This is a genomic window from Acinetobacter sp. Tr-809, assembly GCF_011753255.1.
Lineage (GTDB): Bacteria > Pseudomonadota > Gammaproteobacteria > Pseudomonadales > Moraxellaceae > Acinetobacter.
This window is the reverse complement of sequence record NZ_VWVZ01000009.1, coordinates 118,497-135,117: the sequence shown is the minus strand read 5'-3', so window position 1 is coordinate 135,117 and position 16,621 is coordinate 118,497. Positions and strand designations below refer to the sequence as shown.

General features: G+C 42.5%; 19 protein-coding genes. 10 read left to right on the top strand and 9 right to left on the bottom strand.

Going from position 1 to position 16,621, the window contains the following annotated elements:
- Positions 1–57: 57 nt before the first annotated feature.
- The 6 genes from coaBC (at position 58) to F3J02_RS17440 (ending at position 4,426) form a co-directional block, all read left to right on the top strand.
- Entirely contained in the window at positions 58–1,314 is a 1,257-nt protein-coding gene (gene coaBC, locus F3J02_RS17465) for a bifunctional phosphopantothenoylcysteine decarboxylase/phosphopantothenate--cysteine ligase CoaBC (RefSeq protein WP_167251318.1), read from the top strand.
- A 153-nt stretch (positions 1,315–1,467) separates the two neighbouring features.
- The gene (locus tag F3J02_RS17460) at positions 1,468–1,845 is read left to right on the top strand and encodes a cytochrome b562 (RefSeq protein ID WP_167251317.1); all 378 of its coding nucleotides are present in this window, start codon (positions 1,468–1,470) and stop codon (positions 1,843–1,845) included.
- A gap of 166 nt (positions 1,846–2,011) precedes the next feature.
- Positions 2,012–2,857, top strand: coding sequence for a methylated-DNA--[protein]-cysteine S-methyltransferase (locus F3J02_RS17455; RefSeq protein ID WP_167251315.1), 846 nt, complete (start codon positions 2,012–2,014; stop codon positions 2,855–2,857).
- Complete coding sequence (locus tag F3J02_RS17450; RefSeq protein WP_167251313.1) at positions 2,844–3,581, top strand: 2OG-Fe(II) oxygenase; 738 nt, start codon at positions 2,844–2,846, stop codon at positions 3,579–3,581. The genes F3J02_RS17455 and F3J02_RS17450 overlap by 14 nt, the downstream gene beginning before the upstream one ends.
- A gap of 4 nt (positions 3,582–3,585) precedes the next feature.
- A complete protein-coding gene (locus F3J02_RS17445; RefSeq protein ID WP_167251311.1) occupies positions 3,586–3,831 on the top strand; it encodes an Ada metal-binding domain-containing protein in 246 nt (81 codons plus the stop codon).
- Positions 3,818–4,426, top strand: coding sequence for an alpha-ketoglutarate-dependent dioxygenase AlkB family protein (locus F3J02_RS17440; protein WP_167251309.1), 609 nt, complete (start codon positions 3,818–3,820; stop codon positions 4,424–4,426). Before F3J02_RS17445 ends, F3J02_RS17440 begins: the two co-directional genes overlap by 14 nt.
- 12 nt (positions 4,427–4,438) lie before the next feature.
- On the opposite strand, the gene F3J02_RS17435 is transcribed toward F3J02_RS17440, so the two are convergent.
- From F3J02_RS17435 to rsgA, 5 genes are all read right to left on the bottom strand, one after another.
- On the bottom strand, positions 4,439–4,927 hold the full coding sequence (locus tag F3J02_RS17435; protein ID WP_167251307.1) for a hypothetical protein: 489 nt from the start codon (positions 4,925–4,927) through the stop codon (positions 4,439–4,441).
- A gap of 86 nt (positions 4,928–5,013) precedes the next feature.
- On the bottom strand, positions 5,014–5,472 hold the full coding sequence (gene secB / locus F3J02_RS17430) for a protein-export chaperone SecB (protein ID WP_004804306.1): 459 nt from the start codon (positions 5,470–5,472) through the stop codon (positions 5,014–5,016).
- Positions 5,473–5,504: 32 nt separating this feature from the next.
- Positions 5,505–5,765 (bottom strand): glutaredoxin 3, encoded by a 261-nt coding sequence (gene grxC / locus F3J02_RS17425; RefSeq protein WP_005184953.1) that lies wholly within the window; start codon positions 5,763–5,765, stop codon positions 5,505–5,507.
- A gap of 11 nt (positions 5,766–5,776) precedes the next feature.
- On the bottom strand, positions 5,777–6,193 hold the full coding sequence (locus F3J02_RS17420; RefSeq protein WP_016543083.1) for a rhodanese-like domain-containing protein: 417 nt from the start codon (positions 6,191–6,193) through the stop codon (positions 5,777–5,779).
- Positions 6,194–6,287: 94 nt separating this feature from the next.
- Positions 6,288–7,346 carry a ribosome small subunit-dependent GTPase A gene (gene rsgA, locus F3J02_RS17415; RefSeq protein WP_005319238.1) on the bottom strand — a complete coding sequence of 353 codons (1,059 nt, stop codon included), beginning with the start codon at positions 7,344–7,346 and terminating at the stop codon, positions 6,288–6,290.
- A 124-nt stretch (positions 7,347–7,470) separates the two neighbouring features.
- On the opposite strand from rsgA, the gene orn reads away from it, so the two are divergent.
- The 3 genes from orn to F3J02_RS17400 all read left to right on the top strand — a co-directional run bounded on the left by orn (position 7,471) and on the right by F3J02_RS17400 (position 9,837).
- The gene (orn, locus tag F3J02_RS17410) at positions 7,471–8,031 is read left to right on the top strand and encodes an oligoribonuclease (protein ID WP_005184949.1); all 561 of its coding nucleotides are present in this window, start codon (positions 7,471–7,473) and stop codon (positions 8,029–8,031) included.
- A 125-nt stretch (positions 8,032–8,156) separates the two neighbouring features.
- Positions 8,157–8,891 carry a Bax inhibitor-1/YccA family membrane protein gene (locus F3J02_RS17405; RefSeq protein WP_167251305.1) on the top strand — a complete coding sequence of 245 codons (735 nt, stop codon included), beginning with the start codon at positions 8,157–8,159 and terminating at the stop codon, positions 8,889–8,891.
- 142 nt (positions 8,892–9,033) lie between these two features.
- A complete protein-coding gene (locus F3J02_RS17400) occupies positions 9,034–9,837 on the top strand; it encodes an enoyl-ACP reductase FabI (protein WP_005184938.1) in 804 nt (267 codons plus the stop codon).
- A 159-nt stretch (positions 9,838–9,996) separates the two neighbouring features.
- Here the strand turns inward: F3J02_RS17400 and F3J02_RS17395 are convergent, their stop codons facing one another.
- Positions 9,997–10,758: a hypothetical protein gene (locus F3J02_RS17395; protein WP_167251303.1), complete on the bottom strand. Its 762-nt coding sequence runs from the start codon at positions 10,756–10,758 to the stop codon at positions 9,997–9,999.
- 323 nt (positions 10,759–11,081) lie between these two features.
- Here F3J02_RS17395 and F3J02_RS17390 point away from each other — a divergent pair, with 323 nt between their 5' ends.
- On the top strand, positions 11,082–11,498 hold the full coding sequence (locus F3J02_RS17390) for a hypothetical protein (RefSeq protein ID WP_167251301.1): 417 nt from the start codon (positions 11,082–11,084) through the stop codon (positions 11,496–11,498).
- 24 nt (positions 11,499–11,522) lie between these two features.
- Here F3J02_RS17390 and F3J02_RS17385 read toward each other — a convergent pair whose 3' ends face one another.
- The 3 genes from F3J02_RS17385 to F3J02_RS17375 form a co-directional block, all read right to left on the bottom strand.
- Positions 11,523–12,923 carry an efflux transporter outer membrane subunit gene (locus F3J02_RS17385; RefSeq protein ID WP_167251299.1) on the bottom strand — a complete coding sequence of 467 codons (1,401 nt, stop codon included), beginning with the start codon at positions 12,921–12,923 and terminating at the stop codon, positions 11,523–11,525.
- 275 nt (positions 12,924–13,198) lie between these two features.
- Positions 13,199–15,187 carry a MacB family efflux pump subunit gene (locus F3J02_RS17380; RefSeq protein WP_167251297.1) on the bottom strand — a complete coding sequence of 663 codons (1,989 nt, stop codon included), beginning with the start codon at positions 15,185–15,187 and terminating at the stop codon, positions 13,199–13,201.
- Between the two features lies 1 nt (position 15,188).
- The gene (locus tag F3J02_RS17375) at positions 15,189–16,532 is read right to left on the bottom strand and encodes a MacA family efflux pump subunit (protein ID WP_167251295.1); all 1,344 of its coding nucleotides are present in this window, start codon (positions 16,530–16,532) and stop codon (positions 15,189–15,191) included.
- Between the last annotated feature and the right edge of the window lie 89 nt (positions 16,533–16,621).

Below are 16,621 nucleotides of genomic sequence, written 5' to 3'. Positions count from 1 at the left end.
GTATCCATTTATTTAATGCTATTGTGAGCGCCACTGCAACAGTAAGGTATCCTGTTTGTGAGCTTCGATCTGAGTGTTATTCCCCATAAAAACATTATATTAGCGGTTACAGGTGGCATTGCTGCCTATAAAAGTGCCATCTTGGTGCGCCGTTTAAAAGATTTCGGTTTTGATGTTCGTGTGGTCATGACCCATGGCGCACAAGCATTTATTACCCCACTTACTTTTCAAGCACTTTCAGGCAATCCTGTGCATACCGAATTGCTTGATCCTGAAGCCGAAGCAGGCATGGGACATATCGAATTGGCACGTTGGGCCGATTTGGTTCTGGTTGCCCCTGCTAGTTGTGACAGCATTGCAAAATTTGCCAATGGCTTGGCGGATGATCTGCTCAGTACGTTATATCTAGCTACCAAAGCGCCTGTATGGGTTGCACCAGCTATGAATCAGCAAATGTGGGCAGCGAAAGCCACGCAACGTAATCTGCAAACGCTGGTCGAAGATGGTGTGCATGTGATCATGCCAGATGCGGGCGAGCAAGCCTGTGGTGATGTTGGTCTAGGTCGTATGCCTGAGCCTGAAGATTTAGCGCGTCAAGTTGCAGCCTATTTCCACAAAGCGCAACGTGCATTGGCTGAAAAATTTGGTCTGTTGGCGGGTAAGCGTGTCACTATTACGGCTGGGCCGACGCGTGAAGCAATTGATCCTGTACGTTATATTTCAAACCACAGTACTGGAAAAATGGGCTTTGCCTTGGCAGCAGCTTGTTATGCAGCAGGGGCAAAAGTGACTTTGGTGGCTGGGCCTGTCAGTTTGGATACACCGAACGGTGTGCAACGTGTCAATGTCAGTTCAGCGATGCAGATGCTTGATGTCAGTATGAACCAGCTTAAAGAAGGCTGTGACATCTTTATCGCAACCGCAGCAGTGGCTGATTATCGTGTCGCACAAGTAGCAGAACATAAAATTAAGAAAGCTGGTGATGAGCTTGCTGTCGCGTTGGTAAAAAATCCAGATATTGTGGCGACCATTGCGCAGCAAGAAGAGCGTCCATTTATGGTTGGCTTTGCAGCTGAAACTCAAAATGTCGAGGAATATGCAGCAGGCAAACTGGTGGCAAAAAAATTAGACATGATTGCCTGTAATGATGTGTCACGTCCAGATATTGGTTTTGCCTCAGATGAAAATGCCATGACCGTGTTCTTTGCGCAGTCTTATCACATGAAAAAGCGTGAGTTGGAAAAAGCATCAAAACAAGAGATTTCCCAGCAATTGGTTGAGTCGATTGCGGATGCTTTACGCCGTCGCTTATAAAACCTGAACGCGATTTTTTTATCAAAATGCAACGATTTCGTTGCATTTTTTATGTATGCTAAATCAGCAATTATCATTGTTGCTTTGAAGCCAATGCATCATGTTTTGCCTACACAAATAAAGCATAGCCACAGTTTTTGATAGGATATCCTAATGATTAAAAAAACTTTAGCCACTGTTGTCTTGTTCTCTGCTTTTGCATTCAGCCATACAGCTATGGCTGCTGGATTAGAAGATGATATGAAAACGCTGGGAAAGAATTATAAAGCGTTTAACCAAGCTGAAAACCCACAAGCTGCTACAGCTGCTTTGGATAATATGCGTGCAGCTGCCGTGCATTCAAAACAGTATAAGCTGGCTGCGAATACGACAGACAAAGTATCAAGCTCAACGTCTTTATTTGATCAGATCATGGTTGAAATTGATAAAGCCAAACTGTTAGTGCAAGCGGGTAAGTTGGATGACGCTAAGAAGCAAGGTAAGAAGATTGCTGAATTACGCGATCAAGGGCATAAGTATTACACCCACTAAGATATAAGTGACAAATAATAAAACGATGGAGCTGTACTCAGAAGAGTGCAGCTTTTTTATTGGGATTTAGACTGGCAGAACATAAAGCTAAGACTGAGCATGATTCAGATTTTCACGGAATGGCAAAGTTGTTACAGTGAAAATATGAATAATGAGAGGTGATGATATGTCCTCACAACAACGTAATTATGAGCGTATTGCTCAAGCGATTGACTATATTCAACAGAACTTTCAGCAACAACCACAATTGGATGAAGTCGCTGCACATATTCATTTAAGCCCAGCACATTTTCAGCGCCTATTTACCGAGTGGGTCGGTACCAGTCCGAAAAAGTTTTTGCAATATATTAGTGTTGAACATGCCAAGAAGATTTTAAAACAAGAGCAGGGTAGTATTTTTGATGCAACCTTTGCCACAGGACTATCCAGTACCAGTCGATTGCATGATTTGTTTATTCAAATCGAAGGGATGACCCCAGCCGAATATAAACATGGCGGACAAAGCCTGACGATTCACTATCAATTCGCAGAGACATTGTTTGGTGAAGTACTGATTGCATCCACACATAAAGGCATTTGTGCTCTGAGTTTTGTGGACAATTGGGCTGATGCTTTGCAGCAGTTAACAGCACAATTTCCTCAGGCCGTGATTGTTGAACAGATTGATGCATTTCAACAAAGTGCTTTAGCCTTATTTCAAAAGGATCAACCTCAACTGGAAGAGATAAAACTGCATTTAAAAGGTACTGAGTTTCAGCTCAAAGTATGGCAAAGTCTGCTCAAAATACCTATGGGGCAACTCTCTACCTATGGCGAGTTGGCCAAGGCAATTGAACATCCCAAAGCTGCACGAGCTGTTGGTACTGCTATTGGTAGTAACCCTGTGGCATTTTTGATTCCCTGTCATCGTGTAATTCAGTCCACTGGTGCTTTTGGTGGTTATGAATGGGGAACACTGCGTAAAACAGCATTGATTGGTTGGGAAGGTGTACAAACCCATGCAGCCATCTGAATTGACACAAATCCAAACCGTGATTGATAAGATTCAAGCTGCGGATTGGGAGGTCATCACTGAGCAAATGCACCAACAGGGCTTTGCCCTGATTGAGCAGGTTTTATCGACAGAGCAGTGTGAAATGCTGCAACAGGCATATTCACAAACCGAGTTGTATCGTAAAACCGTAGAGATGCAACGTTATCGCTTTGGTCAAGGTGAATATAAATATTTTACTTACCCTTTACCGAATCTGATTGAGCGAATACGGCATGAGCTTTATCCCTATTTGGCCCCAATTGCCAATGCATGGTTTCGGGTGCTGAAGTTAGAGCACTCCTTTCCATCCTCCCATGCTGAATTTTTACTGCAATGCCAACAACATGGACAAACGCTGGCAACACCCCTGATTCTGAAATATGGACAAGGCGGCTTTAATACGCTTCATCAAGACTTATATGGTGAGGTGTACTTTCCGATACAGTTGGTGATTGTATTGAGTCAGCCGAATGTGGATTTTAGGGGTGGAGAATTGGTTTTTACCCAACAAACGCCCAGAGCGCAATCCAAAGCCATGGTGGTGCAGCCACAGCAAGGTGATCTTCTGATTTTCACCACACAGTTTAAGCCTGAAAAAGGCAGTCAAGGCTATTATCGGGTCAATATGAAGCATGGGGTGAGTCCGATTCATCGCGGTGAACGTTATAGCTTAGGCATCATTTTCCATGATGCGGTAAGTTAATCAGATGTGGCGACATCTAGAATTAACACAGACAGAGTTACATCTGAAAATAAAACAGCAGGAAATTTCGTTTGCAGGAAACGCACAGCTTAAAATTTATGGCAGATTGACCTGTACCTCAGGGAAGCGCATGCTGAAAAACAATCGGGTATTCTTTGTCGATGAGCACGAAGCAATTGCACAAAGCTTCCGACCTTGTGGACATTGTATGCGGCAAGCTTATAAGAAGTGGAAAGATGCAACTATTTGATATTGAAGCTGATCCAAAGCAGAATCATTTACCTTATGATGGCACAGTACAGTACTATGGTAAGGTCGTACCAACGGCATCAACTGATCATTATTTTGATCAGTTGATGCAGACCATTGCATGGGAAAATGATCAGGCACTGATCTTTGGAAAGTTATTGACGACTAAACGTAAAGTGGCGTGGTATGGAGATCGACGCTTTGAATATACCTATTCCAATATGAATAAATATGCCTTGCCTTGGACGCAGGAATTACTGGAGTTAAAACAACTGGCCGAAAATTTAACGGGCGAGACATTCAACTCTTGCTTGTTGAATCTTTATCATAATGGCGAAGAGGGGATGGCTTGGCATAGTGATGGTGAAACGGATTTAAAAAAAGATGGTGCGATTGCCTCATTTAGTTTTGGCGCAGAGCGGAAGTTCGCATTTAAACATAAGCAGAGCAAAGAGAAAGTCGAACTTTATTTAGAACATGGCAGTTTATTGGTGATGAAAGACACCACGCAGACCTATTGGCTGCATCGCTTACCACCAACCAAAAAAGTCAGTACGGCACGGGTGAATTTGACATTTAGAACCATTGTGGAATAAGGCGACTCAATATTAAACATAGTGATAGAGCTCAACATCGGAAAACGTTGCATTAAAAGCTTCAATCAGGCGATTAATCTGTTCAGTTTGGTCGGGAACCAGCATCCAATAAGGATTTTCATTCGAGATCAATAACAAGGCCAGACCATGTTGTTCTGCAACCGCATAGATATTGTCAAATAAAATCGAATAGATGTGCTCAGCAAAATCAGTTTCATTCTGCTGTTCTGGTGTGCTATCTGCATATTCAGCAAACAGTTGTTCGACTTCTACTTCAATACGGTTATTCAGTTGCTCAATATCCACTTGGGCTTGCTGTAGTTGATAACACTTGTTGGTATCATTGTCATAATATTCTTTTAACTCAACGTATTGAATGTTGGAGTGTAAAGTATTGACCCAATTGATAAATTGATAAAAATCTTGTGTATGAATGGGATAGGGAACTTGCACAAGCTCAGGAAAAACCTGTTGGCAAAGTGAATAAAGTGCTGTGGTCATGGTTTATTCTCGTTTTATTTAAATCTTTTTATTATCATAAAAAAGCCACAGCAATTGCTGTGGCTTTTTTGCTTCACGAGTAAAGCTTATGCTTGACCTTGCGCATCTGCATCCGCTTGTAGGCGTTGCATGTTTGCTTCAAATTCAGCATCAAAGTTGATTGGTGTAAGCAGCAATTGCGGGAAGCTACCTTTAGTCACTAAATCATTCACTGCTTCACGTAAGAACGGGAACAGGATATTTGGGCAGTAAGCACCTAAGATGTATGGAAGGCGATCTTCTTCTACACCATCAACCAAGAAGATACCTGATTGAGTTACATCAACGATGAACGCAGTTTCATTTTCGTTGTTTGCTTGAACCACAACTTTTAAAGACACTTCATAGTGTGTAGCATCAATTTTTTCTGCCGCAGAAGATAAATTGATGTTCAACTCTGGTTGCCATTGCTTAGTAAATACTTGCGCACCAGGAACTTCAAAAGAGATGTCTTTTGTATAGATACGTTCTAACGCGAGTTGTGGTTGAACTTGTTCTTCGCTCATTGTTTTTCCTTAAATCTTGGATTTAGATGTTGTTAAGCTAATAATTGGTCGAGTTTGCCTTCACGCTCTAAAGCATAAAGTTGATCAAAACCGCCAATGAATTGGTCTTTGATAAAAATTTGCGGCACAGTACGGTGATTGGTACGTTGCATTAACTCAATACGAACTTCTGGTGCTTCATTGGAAAGATTAATTTCTTTATAAGCAACGCCTTTGCGCTCAAGTAATTGTTTTGCGCGTACGCAATATGGGCAAGAAAGCGTTGAATAAATGGTGACGTTTTGAGTAGTCATTTTATCTCTCCTTAAGCTTTGGTTTTGCTTTTCACTAAAGGTAAGCCTTGAGCTTTCCAATTGCTAATACCACCGTCTAAACGGTAGCTGTCGGCATGACCAACTTTTTGCAATGCAGAGCCTGCAACCTGACCTAAGTTACAAATGAAGACCAGTGGACGATCACTTGCTTTTAATTCATCGACATGACTTGTAATCTGGCTGTATGGAATGTTACGGCTACCGCTGATGTGACCATCACGGAAATCTTTTCCATCACGTAAGTCGATCAAAATGGCATTTTTAGCCTTGACCAAAATACCTAGAGATTGTGGTGAAATTTTACGACCATTGCGTTGTCCTTCTAAAACAAAGAACAACACGATTAACACGCCGAGCGCACCAAATAAGAAGGGGTGATTCCCCATAAACTCTAACCAGCGTTCCACAAGTCACCTAAAGTTAAAATCAAAATTGACCCTGAGTATAACTTATCTCAATGGTGATCAAAATCTTTAGTTCAAGGGCAAGCAGCGAAGAAAATTAACTTTTTTGCTGTGCTTCCTGAATTTCATCGAGTAAGCGTAAATAACTATCGAGACGGCGTGGCAAAATCTCGCCTGCATCAACCGCTTGTTTCAGCGCACAATTTTTCTCATGCGTATGGGTGCAGTTACGGAACTGACACAGCCCCAGATGAGCTTCGATCTCAGGAAAACCGGTACGAACCTTTTCTAAACTAAGATGCCACAGCCCAAATTCACGGATTCCAGGAGAATCAATCAACGCACCGTTTGTTCCAAATTTAATCAAACGAGTGGAGGTGGTAGTGTGTTGCCCCAGTGCCGAGTTCTCAGAAATGATATTGGTCTTCTGGGCAGCATCTGGAACGATGGTATTGATTAATGAACTTTTGCCGACACCTGATTGTCCAACGAAAGCCACGGTTTCATTATCAATACGATTTGAAAGCACAGATAAGTCACCTTGCGAATGACAAATCAAGGTTTCATAGCCCAATGATTCATATTCACTCAGTAAGGTAAGAATCGGATCATTTTCAGTGAGCAAGTCGGATTTATTCAGCACCAGTAATGCTGGAATATTGGCATCGGCACAGGCCACTAGATAGCGGTCAATCAGTGTGGGTGCTGGTTCTGGTAAAGGTGCAAATACAATCACAATCAAACTGATATTGGCTGCGACGGGTTTCACTTTGTGATAACGGTCGGGGCGAGTTAACAACGATTGTCTTGGATAAATCGCGGTGATAATGCCTAAACCTGTAATCGGATCAGCCTGCCATTTAACGCGATCGCCAGTCACCAACAGTTCTAGGTTAGTACGGGTATGACAACGCCAAACGCTGTCGAGTTCGATCGGTTTCCAGAACGGTTCTGGCTCACCTTCAGCGACTTGTGGTTTTTCAGGGTGCTGTTCAGGCACAGATAAAGCTTGTACTTCGAGTTGACGACCATAATGCTGAACAACCAGTCCATCCAGATCTTGCGATGTATCAATGTCGTCTTGACGTGATTTATGCTGTTTCTCAATACGACGTTGCTGTTGTTCGGTTAAACGACGCTTACGAATTAAAGCCATTCATATCCCAAAAAATCCACACTTTGAAGACCGCAAAAATAGCACGAAGCCACTATAGAATTACAGCCAAGATGTAATTAATTTGCTACTATTGATGTTTTTAAGCACTTTAGAATCGCCATCCATGAGCAGCACCCCTGATACACGATTAATTTGGATCGATCTGGAAATGACAGGTCTCGATACCGATAATGACAAGATTATTGAAATTGCAACAATTATTACAGATGACCATTTGAATATCTTGGCTGAAGGACCTGTTTTAGCGGTACATCAATCTGATTTGATTCTAAATGCGATGGATGAGTGGAATACCAAACAACATGGCCAGTCGGGTTTGATTGAGCGAGTACGCCGTAGCAAACTCAAGGCTCAAGATGCAGAACAGCAAACGCTTGAGTTCTTAAAGAAATGGGTGAGTCCAAAATCATCACCAATGTGTGGTAATTCGATTTGCCAAGATCGTCGTTTCTTGCATCGTTTGATGCCTGAATTGGAACAATTCTTCCATTATCGTAATTTAGATGTGTCTTCGGTGAAAGAGCTAGCGAAACGCTGGAGACCTGAAATTATGAGCGGTTTAAAGAAAAATGCATCACACTTGGCGATGGATGATATCCGTGATTCGATTGCAGAATTGAAATACTACCGCGAATACTTTTTTATTATGAATAACGATAAGTAATCGATTATTGCGTAATACATAAAAGGAGCTTAGGCTCCTTTTTTAATACGTTAAAAAAGTTTGGGCTTGATCAAAAAATCGCTTAAACTCGGCTTTTAATTGCAAACTATAAAAAGAGAGCATACATGCAAAGTACCAACCCTATTTTAACGCGGGTGGAAACCTATCAAGATTTGGCTGAGCCAATGACCATTCAAGGTGCGATTCAAAAATCTTTACTTTTAACCGTGATTGCTGCTGTTTTAGGCATGGGCTTATTTTTCTACTGTGCGATGACAGCGAATCTTTCGATTGCCTATGCTGCTACGATTATTGGAGCAGTCGGTGGTCTAATCCTTGCGTTGATTACCACATTTAAAAGCAATACCGCACCTGCTTTAGCGATTCCTTATGCCCTATTTCAAGGGGCATTTTTAGGTGGGGTATCGTTTATTTTCCAGTTGAAGTATCCGGGTGTTCCTTTACAAGCATTGCTTGCGACTTTCGTGACCACATTGGTTTTATTTGCCTTATATAAATTCCAAGTGATTCGTGCCACTGAAAAGTTTAAAGCAGTTGTGATTTCAGCTTCGATTGCGATTGCCTTGGTATTTGTGGTGCAAATCATTCTACGTTTGGCTTTTGGTTCAAGTATTCCTTATATCTTTGAAAGTAACTGGTTGGGTATTGGCTTTGCTGCTTTTGTTGCTGTGATTGCTTCATTGAATCTGATCTTGGACTTTGACTTGATTGAAAATGCGGCTGCACAACGTGCACCAAAAGCATTTGAATGGATCTGTGCCATCGCATTATTGGCGACTTTGGTGTGGATGTATTATTCATTCTTACGTTTATTGAGTTTGTTACGCGGTGATGATTAAGTTCTGATTCAAGTAAAAATACAAATCGTCTTCAAAGGAAGGCGATTTTTTTATGCAAGATTGTAAAAAAGATGGATTATGCAATTCCGCAATGCGCTGATTATTGGCATCATGTGGTGAAAATTTTTCGAGTGAGAATAAGATGTCACAAGGACTTTTAGCTGGTAAACGTTTTTTAATTGCCGGTATTGCAAGTAAATTATCGATTGCTTTCGGTATTGCTTCTGCATTACACCGTGAAGGTGCAGAGCTTGCGTTTACTTATCCAAATGAAAAGCTGAAAAAGCGCGTCGATGATTTTGCAGCACAGTTTGGTTCAACACTGGTTTTTCCTTGTGATGTTGCTGTTGATGCAGAAATTGACAATGCTTTTGTTGAATTGGCAAAGCACTGGGATGGTTTAGACGGTGTTGTGCATTCAATCGGTTTTGCACCTGCTCATACACTTGATGGTGACTTTACTGACGTGACCGACCGTGAAGGTTTTAAAATTGCACATGACATTAGTGCCTATAGCTTTATCGCAATGGCACGTGCGGCTAAACCATTATTGCAAGCGCGCCAAGGTTGTTTATTGACCTTAACTTATCAAGGTTCTGAGCGTGTGATGCCGAACTATAACGTGATGGGTATGGCCAAAGCATCGTTAGAAGCAGGCGTTCGTTATTTAGCATCAAGCTTGGGCGTAGACGGTATTCGTGTGAATGCAATTTCTGCGGGCCCAATCCGTACTTTGGCTGCATCGGGCATTAAATCTTTCCGTAAAATGTTAGATGCCAATGAAAAGATTGCACCATTAAAACGTAATGTGACCATTGAAGAAGTGGGCAATGCTGCATTGTTCCTGTGCTCGCCGTGGGCTTCAGGTATTACTGGCGAAATCATGTATGTTGATGGTGGCTTTAATACGGTTGGTATGAGCCAAAGCATGATGGATGATGAATAATTAGATTAATCTAAATTATTTGATAAAGCCGCTTTTATAGCGGCTTTGTTTTTAAAGGAGGGTGGGTTCTTTAAATTATAAAGCCCTAGTTTGGTTGGTGTGTAAAGGCGAAACTTTTTGATATTGTGTTACTACGTTGCATTTGTATGGTAGTACCAGTCATCGCGTATAAATTTCTCTGTAGTCACCTAATTGCTTCAATGCCTCCCTAAAGCTACCAGCTGCATTTGTGCCGCGAGCCAAGAATAAAGTAGTTGGGACAGCATAAACTATTAGCTCCTTTTCCGAGTTCTTTTGTTGAGCTTCTGTTGCCTGTCTTTGAGCTTGAGCTAGCCATTCTGCCTTATGCTCCGAAGTTAGTTTCTCTGTGAGTTGATTGATATGTGCGTAGACGAGTTCGCAATACTCTATGGCAACATGCTCAGGAGGAAGTAGCCCTTTGTGGATGACAGCATTTCGGAACTCTTTCCATGTTCTTGTGTTGCTTTTGGCGATGTTAGGAAGTGTAGGCTTCTTATTGTCAATCACTTCGGGGCATTCGTTTGACCAGAGGAGCATGGAAAATAAGAAGGCACCGAACTGACGTTCTGATGCCGCATCAACTAAGCGCCATGTTGCATCTAATTGCCCTTCGGGAATTCTTCGACTCGCACAGATGATATGAATGCAAAGCTCATAGAAACGTTCAAGTGCAGCTGCAATGGTTGCGATTGCTTCCCGAGGGTATCCATCAGCCAGTGCCATTGCTCCAATCTCAAATAAAACTTCGTGCTTATGCTGAGTCAGGGCAACGAGATAAGTATGTCCGCGAGCGCAAGTGGCTTCGTGAATATTGCTGTCGCTAATCTCTAGATACGAGAAGACTGGTTCTTGAATTCGATCTTGATCAAAACACTTTATACATGGCATCTTTAGCTTCAAATCATGTTCCTATTATTGTCGTGTGATATTAGACAAGCCTAACCAATTTAATTCTTATTTAATATAACTAGATTTCAACTAGCACATAAAACAGCAAGATTTACGTCAACACAACAGCTATGAGCAATATTACTTCATAAGCTCTGATCTTATATTTTAGTTTACAATGCGTGATATATTTAAAATATATCAACAAGTATAACTAACCATTTGTCATCCTATCCTTTATATGCTAATTAAGGCTGGTTTTTGCTGAATCGAAAATTCTAAACAGAATGTCGATAAACATATTATTTTTAGCTTTCGGGGTAGGTCATTCAAACGTGAAGAAAATAGCTGTTGTTTTTGGATTAGTCACTCTTCTTTCACTTCAAGGTTGTGCCGCAGTGATGGCAAGTAACCAACCGCATAAAAAGAATATGGCAGTTTTAGAAGTGGGGAAACATCGAAATTATGTGATTTCTGAATTGGGCGCACCCGTCACTTCAGAAACAGTGAATGGCGAACGTAAAGAGATTTATACTTTCCAGCAAGGCTACTCAAAAGCAGCTAGAATCAGCCGTACGCTATGGCACACCACTGCGGATATTGCCACCATTGGTCTATGGGAAGTGATTGGTTCTCCAACCGAGATGTATTTCAATGGTCAGCAACTTTCATATGAAGTTGTGTTTGATGATCAAGACAAGATTAAACGAATTCACCAGATCCAGAATAATCCAGATCTGGTGAAAGAATAACAGTACAAAACAATAGCGCTAGGACTATTGTTTAGGTAGTTCTTTTACAGGACTTCCACCCATGGCTTGCATTAAAGTCACATAGGCATTGTATTGATTCTGCTTGGTTTCCACCAAGCTGAGTCGTGCATTACGTGTGGTTTCCTGCGCATCCAATAAGTTCTTTAAAGCAATCGCACCATTGCGATAACGCACTTCGGTTAAACGTTCAGTCTTATCTGCCAGCTCGACATTACGTTGCTGTAACTGTACTTGCTGATTCAGCTGAGTGCGATTGGATAGCGCGTTTTCAACATCGGCAAAAGCTTGGTATAGTGTTTGACGATACTGGGTAATCGCTTTTTCATACTCAAGATCGCTAATCGCAATATCTTTCTTCATATCATTATATTGAAGGAAAGGTAGGCTGAGACTTGCGCCCAGTGTCAAAGCAGGATTCTTTAATAGTTGGGTTAAAGACGTGCTTGAAGAACCAACATTCCCAGTCAAATTGATTGAAGGATAATAGCTGGCTTTAGTCGCATCCTTATTGGCTAAAGTCTTGCGTAGGCGTAACTCAGATGCTTGTAGGTCTGGGCGACGCGATAAAATATCAGCAGGGAGTCCGACCGCGATATTCGGCAGGGCATTGCGAGGTAACTGCGCAGGCTCTTGAATATTGAGTTGTTGTACTGGTTCATGCAACAGCACTGCAAGTGCAGTTCGTGCTTCGACGCGCTGCTGCTCGATCTGACTGAGACTGGCTTTTTGGCTTTGCACTGATTGTTCAGCTTGGGTTAAGTCCAAACCAGATACCGCACCTGCTTTATATTGCGACTGTACCAAAGAATAGGTTTTTTGGGTTGAGGCCAAGTTTTGCTGAATGGTTTGATATCGCTCATTCAGATAGCCCAGCTGCCAATATAGTTTGGCTGTTGTTCCAACCAAACTTTGTGCTGTCGCTTGCAAATCTTGTTCAGTGGCTAAAGCTTCCCATCGGCTTGCTTCGGTTTGGCTGGCAAGCTTGCCAAATAAATCGAGTTCATAGCTAACGCCAACGCTAGTCGATAAACCACGATCAGAGCCATCGCCAGAACGCAGATCATAATTATGACCCGCAGAGACACTTGAACTGGTTCGAATCCCTTGTTTATTTTCAGCCAGACCTGCTTGTAGTCGGGCTTGTTGCAGGGTGATACCTGCGACACTTAAGTCACTATTTTTAGCGAGCACTTGATCGACCAATTGATTCAGCTGAGCATCGTTAAAAAGCGTCCACCATTGATCGGTTAGATTGATGCTTTTACTTTTTTGTGCGTCGTATTGGAACTGTTGTGGTACTTGGACTGTTGGTGCGTTATAGGGTGTTTTGACCACAGCAGAACAGCCAGCTAAGGATGTGCTGAGACAAAGTGCAAGTGCGATTTTATGTTGTTTGAATAACATTGATCGTCATTCCCTTAATAATTTGAATGAGCATGATTATCGAGACAGTGTCTTATCGAGTTCTCATCCATTTTCAGTTTAAGCCTTCGGCTCGACCTACCTTACGAAACGATGTTTCTCATTTCGGGAAAAGTAGGCAAAACCATCGTCATCCGCAAAACCTGTTCTATTTTTTTCATTTATCTAACTTCACGCAGAAACAATATCTTGTTGATACCACGCAGGTTGCGGATGACATTCCCGAGTATCTTATTTCTGAGATCAATTTTTGCTGATTATTCTCTCGCTAAAGCAGCAACTGGATCGAGCTGTGCCGCATTTCGTGCTGGCAAGAAGCCAAATACAATACCAATCATGCTTGAGCAGACAAAGGCCGCAACAATTGAAGTAGTTGAATAACTCATTTCAATCACACCTTTGGCAAAGTGCCCGATGATTTGTCCAATGCCTAAAGATAGGAGTACACCTAAGATACCGCCCAATAAACAGACCAGAATCGCTTCAATCAGGAATTGCTGCAAAATATCACTTTGGCGAGCACCAACCGCCATACGTACCCCAATTTCTTGGGTTCGTTCGGTTACAGACACCAGCATAATGTTCATCACTCCAATACCACCTACGACCAAAGAAATCACGGCAATTGCTGAAATCAGCAAAGTCATGGTTGCAGTGGTCTGCTGGATGGTTTCGCGAATACTGTCTGAGTTTTGGGTAAATACATCCTGCGCACCATGACGTTGTTCAAGTAGCGTCAAGATGGCATTTTCAGCTGCACTGCTTGGATACTCATCTTTGATACGGACAATAATGCTACGCACATTGGATTGTCCTAGCATACGACTCATGACCGTGGAGTAGGGTAGATATACATTTAGACTGTCTGAGCTCATAAAGCCTTGCTGAGCATCAATGACCCCAATAATCCGACTCGGTACGCTACCTAAAAGGATGACTTGACCTACGGGATTGGTGCCATCCGCAAAGAAGGTCTTTTCAGTATTGGTATCAATTACCACATCCTGAGCACGTTCAGTCACACTTTCTTTGTCAAAGGGCTGCCCGGATTTAAAAGTCAGTCCACGGACATAGAAGAAATCAGAACTGACCCCATTTACGGTTGCTGCTGCTTCAGTATCTTTATAACGCAGGGTTAAACTGGTATTGGCAGAAGGGCTGACACCATCTACATAAGGTTGTTCGGCCAGTGCTTCGGCATCGGCAGGGACCAGTGTTTTGACTTGAGATGCCCGTGAATTATCACCAAAACCACGACCTTGATAGACGGTAATGGTATTGGTACCCAGACTACTGATATTTTCTAAAATTTGTTTCTGTGAACCATTCCCCAGTGCCACCACCGAGACCACGGAGGCAATCCCGATAATAATCCCCAGCATGGTTAAAAAAGTCCGCATGCGGTGTGCATTCATGGCAAGCAATGCCATACGGAACGCTTCGCCGAGACGGTCAAAGAAAGAACGCCAAGCGGAGGTTTTCTTTTGTGGGGTGCGCTGTAGTGTTTGATGTTCGAGTTCAGAATCATCATGTTCAGGCGTATTGGCACGGTCTGAAATAATATTCCCGTCACTGATCTCGATAATACGGGTCGCATTTTTAGCAACATTAAGATCGTGGGTGACCAGAATAATGGTATGACCTTTGGCATTCAGCTCACGCAAAATGCGCATTACTTCGATGCCGCTATTCTTATCCAATGCACCTGTTGGCTCATCGGCAAGAATCACATCGCCACCATTCATTAGCGCACGCGCAATCGACACACGTTGTTGCTGACCACCAGATAACTGGCTTGGTCGATGATGTAAACGTTCTTCAAGTCCTAGCTCAGACAACAATTCAGCAGAACGTTCTTGACGAATATGGCTGTCTACGCCAGCATAAATTGCAGGAACTTCAACGTTACCAGAAGCACTGAGATCACCTAGTAAGTGATAACGCTGGAAAATAAAACCAAAATATTCACGGCGTAATTGTGCTAGTTCATCTGGTTCTAGTTGGCGTGTTTCTCGACCATTGACCTTGTAACTCCCTGCGCTGGGCTTATCCAGACAACCCAAGATGTTCATCAGGGTCGATTTGCCTGAACCTGATTGCCCGACAATCGCAACCAACTCACCTGCATAAATTTTTAAATCAATGCCTTTGAGAATCTGTACTGTACCTTCACCCGCAGGAAACTCACGGGTGAGGTCACTGACCTCAAGCAGTGGCTGTGATGAATGTGTTTGATTTTGAGTCATATTACATTCTCATTGCACGTTGATTACTACGTTTTGCCGCTTCATTCGAGCTGTCTGAGGCATCTGCAATCACGACTTGGTCACCTTGTTTCAAGCCTTTCAACACTTGTGCAGTGACACGGTTATTCAGACCAATCAACACTGGTTGTGGTTGAGCTGTACCATCAGCTTGTAGGACACGAACCATGCCTGTTGAGGCTTTACCTTGTGCAACCAGCGCTTTTTCTTCATCGCTTAGTTCAAGACGTTTTGGACGTTGTGCTTTATCAGCATCTGTTTTTTTCGCTTGATCAGCCGATGAATTGCCATTGGCTTGGCTGCCTTTACCACGGTTGCCACGTTGAGTTTGAATGGCAGCAGCAGGCACAGTCAGCGCATTCTTTGCTTCCGAAAGTACAATATAGACTTGCGCCGTCATATCAATACGGAGTTTGCCATCCTCATTCGGTACATCAAACAGTGCATTGTAGTACACCGCAGCATTCGAGGTAGATGAACTACTGTTACTGGTAGTTTCAGTATTAATTGAATTTGGTGCAGGTTCAACTTGACGTAATTTAGCGTAATGTTTTTTATCGCTATTGCCTAAAGTGGTGAAATAGACGGTTTGTCCTTTTTCAACTTTCATAACATCGGCTTCAGAAATCTGTGCCTTGATGGTCATGGTGTCCAGTTTGGCTAATTTCACGATGGTTGGTGCGGTTTGGTTGGCGTTTACGGTTTGACCTTCTTCCGTCACAATCGCCACAATGGTGCCATCCATCGGTGCAATGATACGGGTATAACCCAAATCTTCTTTGGCAGTTGCAAGTGTTAAGCGAGATTGTTCAATTTGTGCATTGATTGAGGTGATTTGCGCTTGCGCTGTTTTAAAGTTAGCCAATGCTGTTTCAAGTTCAGCACGTGAGGTGGCATCTTGGCTATACATCGCCTGTTGGCGTTTGTATTCAGCTTCTACCTTAGCAAGATTGGCCTGTTGTACTGCCAGTTGAGCTTGTTGATTTTTAATACTGGCATCGGCTGTCTTGAGTTCGTTTTCTTGGCGAATTGAGTCAATTTGCGCAATCAACTGACCTTGTTTGACTTGGTCGCCTAATTGCACATACATTTTTTTCACCTGACCTGATACCTGCGCACCGACACTGACCATTTTGGTTGCTTCGAGTACGCCTGTTGCCAATACTGAATCTTCAATATCGCCACGTGAAACTTCAGCACTAATATACTGTGGGGCCTGAGCTTTAGGTTTAAAGAACATCCATCCAAGTGCTGCAATGATCAGCACCCCGATAGCGATCATGATAATTTTACGAGGCTGGATTTTTTTAGCGTTTGTTTTTGGCATGGCAGCAGGTCAAAAGTGAAAAACTGGACTTAGTATAAAAGTGAAATAAGGATAAAGCGTGAATATTTTTAATCTAGAATGAGAATTAT

Excerpts from the sequence above, each read along its gene's own strand:
- F3J02_RS17460 (WP_167251317.1), top strand. The coding sequence starts at position 1,468 with ATGATTAAAAAAACTTTAGCCACTGTTGTCTTGTTCTCTGCTTTTGCA.
- orn (WP_005184949.1), top strand. The coding sequence starts at position 7,471 with ATGAGCAGCACCCCTGATACACGATTAATTTGGATCGATCTGGAAATG.
- F3J02_RS17435 (WP_167251307.1), bottom strand. The coding sequence starts at position 4,927 with ATGACCACAGCACTTTATTCACTTTGCCAACAGGTTTTTCCTGAGCTT.
- F3J02_RS17450 (WP_167251313.1), top strand. The coding sequence starts at position 2,844 with ATGCAGCCATCTGAATTGACACAAATCCAAACCGTGATTGATAAGATT.
- rsgA (WP_005319238.1), bottom strand. The coding sequence starts at position 7,346 with ATGGCTTTAATTCGTAAGCGTCGTTTAACCGAACAACAGCAACGTCGT.
- F3J02_RS17385 (WP_167251299.1), bottom strand. The coding sequence starts at position 12,923 with ATGTTATTCAAACAACATAAAATCGCACTTGCACTTTGTCTCAGCACA.
- F3J02_RS17400 (WP_005184938.1), top strand. The coding sequence starts at position 9,034 with ATGTCACAAGGACTTTTAGCTGGTAAACGTTTTTTAATTGCCGGTATT.
- F3J02_RS17405 (WP_167251305.1), top strand. The coding sequence starts at position 8,157 with ATGCAAAGTACCAACCCTATTTTAACGCGGGTGGAAACCTATCAAGAT.
- F3J02_RS17380 (WP_167251297.1), bottom strand. The coding sequence starts at position 15,187 with ATGACTCAAAATCAAACACATTCATCACAGCCACTGCTTGAGGTCAGT.
- F3J02_RS17375 (WP_167251295.1), bottom strand. The coding sequence starts at position 16,532 with ATGCCAAAAACAAACGCTAAAAAAATCCAGCCTCGTAAAATTATCATG.
- secB (WP_004804306.1), bottom strand. The coding sequence starts at position 5,472 with ATGAGCGAAGAACAAGTTCAACCACAACTCGCGTTAGAACGTATCTAT.
- grxC (WP_005184953.1), bottom strand. The coding sequence starts at position 5,765 with ATGACTACTCAAAACGTCACCATTTATTCAACGCTTTCTTGCCCATAT.
- F3J02_RS17445 (WP_167251311.1), top strand. The coding sequence starts at position 3,586 with ATGTGGCGACATCTAGAATTAACACAGACAGAGTTACATCTGAAAATA.
- F3J02_RS17440 (WP_167251309.1), top strand. The coding sequence starts at position 3,818 with ATGCAACTATTTGATATTGAAGCTGATCCAAAGCAGAATCATTTACCT.
- F3J02_RS17455 (WP_167251315.1), top strand. The coding sequence starts at position 2,012 with ATGTCCTCACAACAACGTAATTATGAGCGTATTGCTCAAGCGATTGAC.